At 54.0% G+C, this 10,887-nt stretch carries 5 protein-coding genes; 3 read left to right on the top strand and 2 right to left on the bottom strand.

Annotated features, from left to right (window positions below; translation table 11 throughout):
* The first annotated feature begins 401 nt into the window (after positions 1 to 401).
* The 3 genes from HZZ01_RS01700 to rcsB are packed head-to-tail and all read left to right on the top strand — an operon-like array spanning position 402 to position 4,885.
* The gene (locus HZZ01_RS01700) at positions 402 to 1,556 is read left to right on the top strand and encodes an MFS transporter (RefSeq protein WP_179895228.1); all 1,155 of its coding nucleotides are present in this window, start codon (positions 402 to 404) and stop codon (positions 1,554 to 1,556) included.
* Between the two features lie 19 nt (positions 1,557 to 1,575).
* On the top strand, positions 1,576 to 4,233 hold the full coding sequence (gene rcsD, locus HZZ01_RS01695; protein ID WP_179895227.1) for a phosphotransferase RcsD: 2,658 nt from the start codon (positions 1,576 to 1,578) through the stop codon (positions 4,231 to 4,233).
* 1 nt (position 4,234) lies between these two features.
* Positions 4,235 to 4,885 (top strand): response regulator transcription factor RcsB, encoded by a 651-nt coding sequence (gene rcsB, locus HZZ01_RS01690; protein ID WP_003854204.1) that lies wholly within the window; start codon positions 4,235 to 4,237, stop codon positions 4,883 to 4,885.
* Between the two features lie 43 nt (positions 4,886 to 4,928).
* Here the strand turns inward: rcsB and rcsC are convergent, their stop codons facing one another.
* A complete protein-coding gene (gene rcsC, locus HZZ01_RS01685) occupies positions 4,929 to 7,781 on the bottom strand; it encodes a two-component system sensor histidine kinase RcsC (protein WP_179895226.1) in 2,853 nt (950 codons plus the stop codon).
* Between the two features lie 423 nt (positions 7,782 to 8,204).
* On the bottom strand, positions 8,205 to 10,856 hold the full coding sequence (gene gyrA, locus HZZ01_RS01680) for a DNA topoisomerase (ATP-hydrolyzing) subunit A (protein ID WP_179895225.1): 2,652 nt from the start codon (positions 10,854 to 10,856) through the stop codon (positions 8,205 to 8,207).
* Between the last annotated feature and the right edge of the window lie 31 nt (positions 10,857 to 10,887).

The following is a 10,887-nucleotide window of genomic DNA, read 5'->3' as shown; positions in this document are numbered from 1 at the left end:
TTAGAAAATGCACTTTGCCTTTGTTTTTTCATGTCAATTTATTGCTGACTGTTTCCAGAAATGATGCAGATAGGTTAAAAAAACGCCATTTTATAAACTTCAGGGCTGCAGAAAAAATTTATCCATTATGCGACTCAGCCATCATTTATACGGGGTCCTGATCCTGTTTTTCAGCAGCACGCTGCTGAAAGGCGGCAGTGAAGTTTGGGTTAAGTGACTTCACGCCTTCGGTGGTCATACCAGGAAAGTTCTGGAAAAAATTCGCGGCGCAATAAAAGTCGGTAAACTCCCGGTTTTGTCATTTATATGATGTTGCTGCACCCTTCTGATAAGAGGCATAACGGCCACTGATTCGCGGCCAGTGCTACACTTTTCCGCTTTACCATTGATGAATCTGACCTATGACCGCACTGGATGCTGCACAACAACATAAACATCAGAGCCGCCTGAACTGGGGCACCCGCACCATTTTCTTAATCAATGGATTAGGGATGTCAGCCTGGGCACCGCTGGTGCCCTTTGCCCGCGATCGTCTGCAGCTCAGTGGCGCATCACTGGGCGCGTTACTGCTCTGTCTGGGTATCGGTTCACTGGCTGCGATGCCGGTGACCGGCACGCTGGTGGCGAAGTTTGGCTGCCGTCGGGTAATGTGCTTCTCTACGCTGTTAATTCTGATGATGATGCCGCTGCTGGCGACGGCTGACTCACAGCTGGTGATGGCGGCGGCACTGATGATTTTTGGTGCCGGGCTGGGCATGCTGGATGTGGCGATGAATTATCAGGCAGTTCAGGTTGAGCAGGCTGCGGATAAACCCATGATGTCCGGCTTCCATGGGTTCTTCAGTCTGGGCGGGATTCTGGGCGCGGGGACGGTCAGCCTGTTGCTGAGCCAGTCATTGACGCCGCTGACGGCCACGCTGGTGGTGATGGCGGTGATGCTTTTATTGTTGCTGTGGCGACTTCCGGTGTTGATGAATGAACGTCTGCACCAGCCCGATCAGCCCTGGCTTGTGATCCCACGCGGCTGGGTCGCGTTTCTTGGCCTGCTCTGCTTTATCCTGTTTCTGGCGGAAGGAGCCGTGCTGGACTGGGGCGCGCTGCTGCTGTTGCAGAATCCGGAAATGACACCCGCCTGGGCCGGACTCGGCTATGCGGTCTTTTCCGTGGCGATGACGCTGGGTCGTTTTAGCGGCGATAAGATCATCCAGCGTTTTGGCCGCTACCCGGTAATGCTCACCGGCGCGCTGACCGCTGCGGCAGGCATGAGTCTGGCCGTTTTGCTGCCGTGGCCGGAGATCGCCCTGCTCGCTTTCCTGCTGGTCGGCTTTGGTTTATCCAACACGGTGCCGATGTTGTTCAATGCTGCCGGGAATCAACGGGATATGCCTGCGAACCTGGCGATTTCTGCCATGACAACGCTGGGATATGCGGGTATTCTCTCAGGTCCGGCTTTAATCGGATTCATTTCGCAATGGATCAGCCTCAGCGGCGCATTTTTAGTGATCGCCCTGCTGCTGTTAGCGGTAGCCGTCAGTGCGCGAAAAGTTGCGCGATAATTCAGGTACCCGACACGCTATGTTGTATAAGTTTCCACTGACCTCCGGCAATGTCACCCGCTTTTTTGTGGTTTTCAATCTGGTGCTCCTGCTGGCGCTGGGCTTTATGGTGCATAACTCGGTCAACGCCTGGCTGACCGGGAAACGCTATGCCATGGACGATCTGGCGCGCGACGTGCAGAAGCGCATAGACGCCTATCGGTTTGCCACCTGGCAGATCTATGAAAACCTCTCTACCAGCGCAGCCGGTGCGACGCCTGGCAGTAACCTGCAGGAGACGCGGCTGCGTCCTGACGTCTATTATCTGGAAAAAACCCGCCGTAAAACCGAAGCGCTGATTTTCGGCTCCCATGACAGCAGCACGCTGGACATGACCATGCGAATGTCAAACTATCTCGACACGCTGTGGGGCGCGGAAAATCCAACCTGGTCGATGTACTTTTTGAATGGTCAGGACAATAGCCTGATTATGATCTCGACCCTGCCGCTGAAAGATATGGCGACGCGCTATAAAGAGAGTGCCATCAGTTCGATGGTGGATGGCCGTCGTGCTGAGATGCTGCAGCAGGCCAATGCGCTGGATGAGCGCGAGAGCTTCTCGCCGCTGCGCCACCTGGCCTTCCAGAACGATCACTATTTCACGCTGCGCACCACCTTTAACCAGCCGGGCCATCTGGCCACGGTCGTGGCCTTTGATCTGCCGGTTAACGATCTCGTTCCGCAGAATATGCCGCTGGAAAACTTCCAGCTGCGTCAGGACAGCTCGATGCCTGCCAGCAGCAGTGAACAGCAGGAGGTCGAAAACACCCATGTTTCACTGGTTAATCCCAATATCGAGATTGCGGCCACGCTGCCCAGTACGTCGCTGCAGCTGGTCTATCAGGTGCCGATTACTCGCCTGATTATCGACACCCTGCACAATCTGCTCTGGCCGCTGCTGATCAACCTGCTGCTGTTCCTGCTGTCGCTGGCGGGTATCGTGCTGCTGCGCCAGCAGTCACTGCGTCCCAGCGAAAACCAGAGCGCTGAACTCGATTCGCTTCGGGTATTAAATGAAGAGATTGTTGCCAGCCTGCCTGTCGGCCTGCTGGTGTATGACTTTGCCAGCAACCGTACCCTGCTGAGCAATAAGATTGCTGAACACCTTTTGCCTCACCTCAATCTGCAGAAGATCATTAATATGTCCGACCAGCATCAGGGCGTGCTGCAGGCCACCATTAATAACGAAGTGTATGAAATCCGTCACGCCCGCAGCGTACTGTCGCCGCATACGCAGCTGTTTATGATGCGTGACCAGGATCGTGAGCTGCTGGTGAACAAAAAACTGCAGAAAGCGCAGCAGGTGCTGGATCGTAACCATCAGATGCGTCAGCAGTTGCTGCACAATCTGGGCCATGCGCTGAATCAGCCACTGGAGAAGATGGTGACGCAGCTGGTGCAGCTTAGCCAGCGTGATGCCGATGAAACCGTGCTGGACCTGCTTGATGAGAGTCAGGGCCTGGCACGACTGGTGGATGATATCGTCCTGCTGAACCGACTTGAGGCGCACGACTGGTCACCGGATGCAATCGTCTTTAACCTGCAGGAACTGCTGGATGAGATCGCACTGGAAAGCCTGCCGCTGATGCGCCGCAAAGGGCTGTCGCTGGTGGTGAATAATCACCTGCCGAATGACGAGACGCGCTTCGGCGACCGTCGTGCCCTGCGCAAAGTGCTGACCACGCTGATGCATTATGCCCTGACCACCACCCGCTGGGGCAAAATCACCCTGGAAGTTAAGGCTGCCGAAAAGCAGGCCGATAGAGTGTTCATCGAACTGGTGGATACCGGTGCGGGCCTGACGGTGGATGAACTGGCCAATGTCGACTTCCCGTTCCTGGGCGATACCAGTCAGGATCGCTACGGACAGGCTTCGGGCATGGCATTCTTCCTGTGTAAACAGCTCTGCAAGCAGATGGGTGGCAGCCTCGATATCGTTGCAAAAGTGGATATCGGCACACGCTACAACATGCAGCTGCCGCTGGTGCTGGAAGAGAAGCGCGAAGAAGAAGAGGAAAAAATTCTGGATGGTGTGACCGCGCTGGTGGAGATCACTGTGGAGGACGTGCGTAAAATCGTCTGCCGCCATCTGGAAAACTGGGGAGCGCGTTGTCTGACGCCTGATGAGCGCATCTCCGGCCAGGATCACGATGTTATGGTGACCGACGATCCATCAAAGCTCAGCGGCTGGGCACTGCTGCTGGCTGAAGATGAACTGGGTCATCATGCACTGAACGACCAGCAGTATCGGGTCAATTTCAATCTCAGTAATGCAATGCTGGATGCATTGCTGGCCCTGATTGAGAAACAACTGTCGCATGATGTGATGGATAACGACATGGAAGACGACGCGGCCACGCCATTGATGAGCGGCGGCTATTTCCAGCTGTTTACGGAGACAGTTCCGGTTGATGTGAAGAGACTGTATACTGAGTCAGCGGAAAAGGACTACGCTTCGCTTGCTCAGACAGCGCATCGCCTTAAGGGCGTGTTTGCCATGCTCAATCTGACTCCCGGCAAACAGCTTTGTGAAGAGTTAGAACACCACATTAAAGCGTGTGACGATTCAAACATTACAAATACCACCAGTGATATTGACGCTTACGTCAATCAACTGCTGCAGCAAGGTAACCAATAAGATGAATAACTTAAACGTAATTATTGCCGATGACCATCCAATTGTCCTTTTCGGTATCCGAAAGTCTCTGGAACAAATTGAATGGGTCAACGTTGTAGGTGAGTTCGAAGACTCAACAGCACTGATCAATAATCTGTCCAAGCTTGACGCCAACGTCCTGATCACCGACCTCTCTATGCCAGGTGAGAAGTATGGCGATGGTATTACGCTGATTAAATACATTAAACGCCACTATCCGGATCTCTCGATTATTGTTCTGACCATGAACAATAACCCCGCGATTCTGAGTTCCGTGCTTGATCTCGACATCGAAGGGATTGTCCTGAAACAGGGCGCGCCTACCGATTTACCAAAAGCACTGGCTGCACTGCAGAAAGGCAAGAAGTACACGCCGGAAAGCGTTGCGAAACTGCTGGAGAAGATCAGTGCAGGTGGTTATGGCGACAAACGCCTGTCACCGAAAGAGAGCGAAGTGCTGCGTCTGTTTGCAGAAGGTTTCCTGGTCACTGAGATTGCCAAGAAGCTGAACCGCAGTATCAAAACCATCAGTAGCCAGAAGAAATCAGCAATGATGAAACTGGGCGTGGATAACGATATCGCACTGCTGAACTACCTGTCCTCTGTCAGCCAGAGTCAGGTCGAAAGAGACTAAGTGACCTCTGAGGTGGTGCAGCCTGCACCACCTCACCTCTGCCCTATCCTCTCCGCGTTTTACGCACCCGCTCAGCATAGATCGCCAGCGTCACTTTCAGTACATCTAACGTCACCGGTTTCGACAGGCAGTTATCCATACCCGCATCCATACAACGCTGTTTCTCTTCCGCCAGCGCATTCGCCGTCACGCCGACAACCGGGAAGAGATGACCCAGCTGACGTAAACGCTGCGTCAGGCGATAACCATCCATGTTCGGCATGTTCACATCGGTAAGCACAATATCGATCTCATTACGGCTCAGGACATTGAGCGCATCAACGCCATCCTGCGCGGTTTTCACCTGATAGCCCAGCGTGCCGAGCTGTTCTGACAGCAGCATGCGGTTAATCGGATGGTCATCAACAATCAGCACCATGATGTCATCGTTATGTACTTTCTCTTCGACCGGTGCAGTCAGTAACAGTGCATCTGCCGCGTCATGGCCCAGCGCGATCCGATAGATGCGCGCCAGCAGCGCCGGCACCTCGTGCAGCGTGGCGGTGGAGTGGATCCAGCGTCCCGGCTGACGTTCACGCGGCATATCCACATGCGATCCGTCAAACGTGACCAGCGCGCGCAACGGTAGATCTGTCTCCAGATCGTAGTCGGTCATTACCACATCGTCGTGCCCTGGCTTACCGTTATACTCCGCGACCTGAATACCCTGCTGCTGAATCTGGCGCGTAATAAACTCTGCAAGATACGCGTTGCGCATCGCCAGCCAGATTTTCTTATCCTGCAGATCCTCCAGCAGCATCAGTGACGGCTTCTGCCCTTTGTAGATCGGGATTCGCACAATGAACTGACTGCCCATGCCTGGCTCTGAGTCCACCTCAATGTCACCGTCCATCATATTGATCAGCTTTTCACAGATCGCCAGTCCCAGCCCCGTGCCCTGGAAATTACGCTGAACGCCATTTCCCACCTGGAAGAAGGGATCGAACAGGCGCGGCAGCTCTTTCGCCGGAATGCCGACGCCGGTATCCCGGACGCGGAAGGCCAGATACCCCTCAGCAACATAGGCATGCAGGATGATACAGCCGGTATGGGTAAATTTAATCGCGTTGTTCAGCAGGTTCGAAATCACCTGCTGCAGGCGCAGCGGATCGCCGTCCAGCACCTGCGGAACGTCGTTTTCGATAAAGCAGTAGAGCGTGAGTCGCTTTTTCACCACCAGCGACAGATAGTTGCCGACGATGTGCGTCACAATTTCACGAGGGGCAAACGGACGCGGCTCAATTTTCAGCTGCTCGGACTCAATTTTCGAGAAATCGAGAATATCGCTGATGATTTTCAGCAGCAGGCTGGAGGAGTTGTTCATCGCTGTTACCAGCGAGTCGATACCGCTGGGCAGCTCTTTAGTCTGTAGCAGATCAAGGTTACCGATAATCCCATACAGCGGCGTGCGCAGTTCGTGACTGACGGTTGCGAGGAACATCGATTTTGACTGGCTCGCCTGCTCTGCCGCATGGGCCATTTCCTGCAGAGACTGCTCCATCCGGACACGTGCCGAGACATCGACCAGCACGCAAATCGCCACGTTCTCATTACGATAGCGCGAATGCACAAAGCTGATTTGCAGGTTAGTGTTGCTGCCGGTCAGCACATCGACAAAGTTAACCTGCTGGCCGCCGATAATTTCATTCAGCCGCAGGCGATCTTCCTGCGTCAGCAACGTCAGATAATTGTGCGCCAGCTCGTTACTCAGAATATTGGTGCCGTCACTGGTGCGTAAAATACAGATTCCGACCGGCGCAGAGGCGACAATCTTACGATTAAACTGTTCATGCTCTTCCAGCCGGTGCGCATTCTCCTCCGCCGGCAGGAACATCCGCCGTTCAAACACCCAGGCGAGCGTAAACAGGATCACGGCGCTAAAAATATTGAGCAGCAGCGCATTAATGATCATCAGCTTAAGCTGATCCATCATCACGTCGGTGGGTATCGACCACACCACGTTAAGATCGGAAGGTGGCAGCGGCTTTTTCAGGACCAGCTGACGATAACCATTCAGATAACCAAACCAGGTTTTATCATCCGGCAGATTGTCGAGCGAGAAGCCCAGCCCACCACGCCGCGAGTTAAGCAGTGGGCGATAATTTTCATCGGTAATGGACGCGACGATCGGCAGGCTGCCCGGCTGGATAAACTCATCCAGGCGGATATTCTGCTCTACACCCAGCAGCGCCTGTAATTTATTAGCCACGTAAACCGGCACCACCATGTAGAAGGTTCCGACGCCGGGCTGAGCACTACTGTTGATCCAATACATCGGATTGCGGCGCTCTTCTTCGCTGCTGTTGCGATAGCGAAGCACATTTTCGCGCAACGATTTCAGGCTGCGGTCACGGTCAGCATTGTTGCTGCCAATAGTGAAGTCAGCCAGACACTGGCTCTCGCCCCCGATAAAGAACACCCGATTCAGTTCATACGAGGAGGCGAAGTTACTTTTCCAGTAATTGATGTAGTAGCTGAGTGAATCGAGCGAGTTGCGCCAGGTGTTACTCATTGAGGTGCAGTCGCCATCTGAAAAGAGTGGCGTAAACTGCGGCTGGGTGGCTTTACCCGGCATCATGCCAGTCAGCACATCCAGGCCACTGCTGGCATTGGTTAAGCGGTTCTCGGTGATATATTTCAGCTCACGCATCATGTCCGCCGAATGGCGCACATACCACTGAATGGTGCCGTAGTTGCTGGCAAACTCCTGCCGAACCTGCGTCTCTTTATTGTGCAGCACGCTGATAATGTAAAACGCCGTCAGAACAGCGCCCAGCGTCCAGATTAGCAGCGCCAGCGCGCGGAAAAGGTAGCGCGAGATGCGAAGCGTAGTGCGGAAAGAGACAGGATATTTCAAAGGTAACTCGCAGTTGGCAAGGTTAGTCGCATCATCGATTTTTAATGCCCATACACTAGCTTTATCGGACGAAAAAAGCCAGCCAGCCGCAGGCTTAGCGGAAGGTTTGGGAATCTTTTAGGATAGTGAAAGCGACATCTTTACCCCAACATCAAGTGGCCGCATCTGTCCTTCAAACAAATACACGCCTGCATTCCTGCACAGCGAGACAACATTCAGAATCAGAAAGACCCGTAATGCCCGAAGAGCAAAGCCTCCACGCCAGGGATGCGGGAATCCTTTGCGATCGGGTATTACGGGCCTGTCGGCGGCTCCCGACTCACAGCAACGCGTTCCTGGCTCCCCTCGCGCACAAAAAAACGGCAGGCCGGGTTTCCCCTGACCTGCCGTTTCTGCAACGAACCTCAGCTTACGTCAGACAAATTACTCTTCGTCTTCTGCGTCCGCTTCCGGTGCACTCTCTTCATCGTCGATCTCTGCCTCTGGCGCGATATCATCCTCGCCTTCCGCCACGCTACCGTCGATTGAATCCAGCTCTTCTTCTTCAACCGGCTCGGCAACACGCTGCAGACCGACTACGTTCTCATCCTCTGCGGTACGAATCAGAATCACACCCTGGGTATTACGGCCCACAATGCTGACTTCTGACACGCGGGTACGCACCAGCGTACCGGCATCGGTGATCATCATAATCTGATCGCCATCGACAACCTGAACAGCGCCAATCACCGGACCATTACGTTCGGTCACTTTGATTGAAATCACACCCTGCGTCGCACGCGACTTAGTCGGGTATTCACTGTTGGCAGTACGCTTACCGTAACCATTCTGCGTCACGGTCATGATTGCACCCTCTTCACGCGGCACAATCAGAGAGACAACGCGATCGCCTTCAGCCAGCCTGATGCCGCGAACGCCAGAAGCGGTACGACCCATCGCACGGACTGCGGTTTCTGCGAAGCGGACCACTTTACCGGCCGCTGAGAACAGCATCGCTTCGTCATTGCCGTTGGTCAGCGCCACACCGATCAGCTCATCGTCGTCACGCAGATTCACGGCAATAATGCCGGCGCTACGCGGACGGCTGAACTCTTTCAGCGCGGTCTTCTTCACGGTTCCCAACGCGGTCGCCATAAAGATATTGAAGCCTTCGGTATACTCACGTACCGGCAGAATCGCGGTAATACGCTCGTTGGCTTCCAGCGGCAGCAGGTTGACGATTGGACGTCCACGCGCACCACGACTCGCTTCCGGTAACTGATAAACCTTCATCCAGTACAGGCGGCCGCGGCTTGAGAAGCAAAGAATCGTGTCATGGGTATTGGCCACCAGCAGACGATCAATGAAGTCCTCTTCTTTGATACGTGCGGCTGACTTGCCTTTACCACCACGACGCTGCGCTTCATAGTCGGTCAGTGGCTGATACTTCACATAGCCCTGATGCGACAATGTCACCACAACATCTTCCTGATTGATCAGGTCTTCGATATTAATATCAGCGGTGTTGGCAGTAATCTCTGTGCGACGCTCATCGCCGAACTGATCACGCATCAGCTCTAGCTCTTCGCGGATCACTTCCATCAGACGCTCGGCGTCAGACAGAATGCGTAACAGCTCTGCGATCTGCTCCAGCAGACCTTTATACTCATCCAGCAGCTTCTCGTGCTCAAGGCCGGTCAGTTTCTGCAGACGCAGATCCAGAATCGCCTGAGCCTGCTGCTCGGTAAGATAGTACTGACCTTCACGGATGCCGTACTGCGGATCCAGCCACTCCGGACGGGCAGCGTCATCGCCTGCACGTTCCAGCATCGCTGACACATTACCCAGATCCCACGCCTGCGCAATCAGACCCGCTTTCGCTTCTGCCGGGTTGGGTGCACGACGAATCAGCTCAATAATCGGATCGATATTCGCCAGCGCAATCGCCAGACCTTCCAGGATATGCGCACGGTCACGGGCTTTACGCAGTTCGAAAATAGTACGACGCGTCACGACTTCACGACGATGGCGAACGAAGGCGTCCAGAATCTCCTTCAGTGCCATAATCTTTGGCTGGCCCTGATGCAGCGCGACCATGTTGATACCAAATGAAGTCTGCAACTGGGTCAGTGAATAGAGATTATTCAGAACCACTTCGCCGACTGCATCGCGCTTGATCTCAATCACGATGCGCATGCCGTCTTTATCAGACTCATCGCGCAGTGCGCTGATGCCTTCGACGCGTTTCTCTTTTACCAGCTCCGCAATCTTCTCAATCAGGCGCGCTTTGTTAACCTGATACGGAAGCTCATGAATAATGATGGTCTCGCGGCCCGTTTTCGCATCGGCTTCCACTTCGCCACGTGCACGAATATAAATCTTGCCGCGACCGGTGCGGTACGCTTCTTCAATGCCACGGCGACCATTGATGATGGCGGCGGTCGGGAAATCAGGCCCCGGAATGTGCTCCATCAGCTCTTCAATGCTGATGTCTTCATTTTCAATGTATGCCAGGCAGCCGTTGATCACTTCACGCAGGTTGTGCGGTGGAATATTGGTTGCCATACCTACGGCGATACCGGAAGAACCGTTCACCAGCAGGTTAGGAATTTTGGTCGGCAGAACTTCAGGGATCTGCTCAGTGCCGTCGTAGTTCGGGACGAAATCGACGGTCTCTTTTTCCAGGTCAGCTAACAGGTCGTGGGCGATTTTCGACATGCGAATTTCGGTGTAACGCATCGCCGCGGCGGAGTCGCCGTCGATGGAACCGAAGTTGCCTTGTCCGTCCACCAGCATGTAACGCAGGGAGAAAGGCTGGGCCATACGTACAATGGTGTCGTAAACGGCAGAATCACCATGCGGGTGATATTTACCGATAACGTCACCGACGACGCGGGCAGATTTTTTATAGGGTTTGTTCCAGTCGTTACCCAGTACACTCATCGCAAAAAGAACGCGACGGTGAACCGGCTTCAGGCCATCACGCACATCGGGTAAAGCTCGGCCAACGATGACCGACATGGCGTAACCGAGGTAAGAATTTTTTAATTCTTCTTCGATATTGACCGGTGTAATTTCTCTCGCAAGGTCGCTCATGGAGCCGCTATCCCTCTACTTAATCCCGGAT

It is taken from the genome of Pantoea sp. WMus005 (genome assembly GCF_013415305.1).
In the GTDB taxonomy this organism is placed as follows: domain Bacteria; phylum Pseudomonadota; class Gammaproteobacteria; order Enterobacterales; family Enterobacteriaceae; genus Pantoea; species Pantoea rara.
This window is presented reverse-complemented; position numbering and strand designations above follow the sequence as displayed.

Coding starts and splice junctions, on each gene's coding strand:
- rcsB (WP_003854204.1), top strand. CDS start 4,235: ATGAATAACTTAAACGTAATTATTGCCGATGACCATCCAATTGTCCTT.
- rcsD (WP_179895227.1), top strand. CDS start 1,576: ATGTTGTATAAGTTTCCACTGACCTCCGGCAATGTCACCCGCTTTTTT.
- gyrA (WP_179895225.1), bottom strand. CDS start 10,856: ATGAGCGACCTTGCGAGAGAAATTACACCGGTCAATATCGAAGAAGAA.
- HZZ01_RS01700 (WP_179895228.1), top strand. CDS start 402: ATGACCGCACTGGATGCTGCACAACAACATAAACATCAGAGCCGCCTG.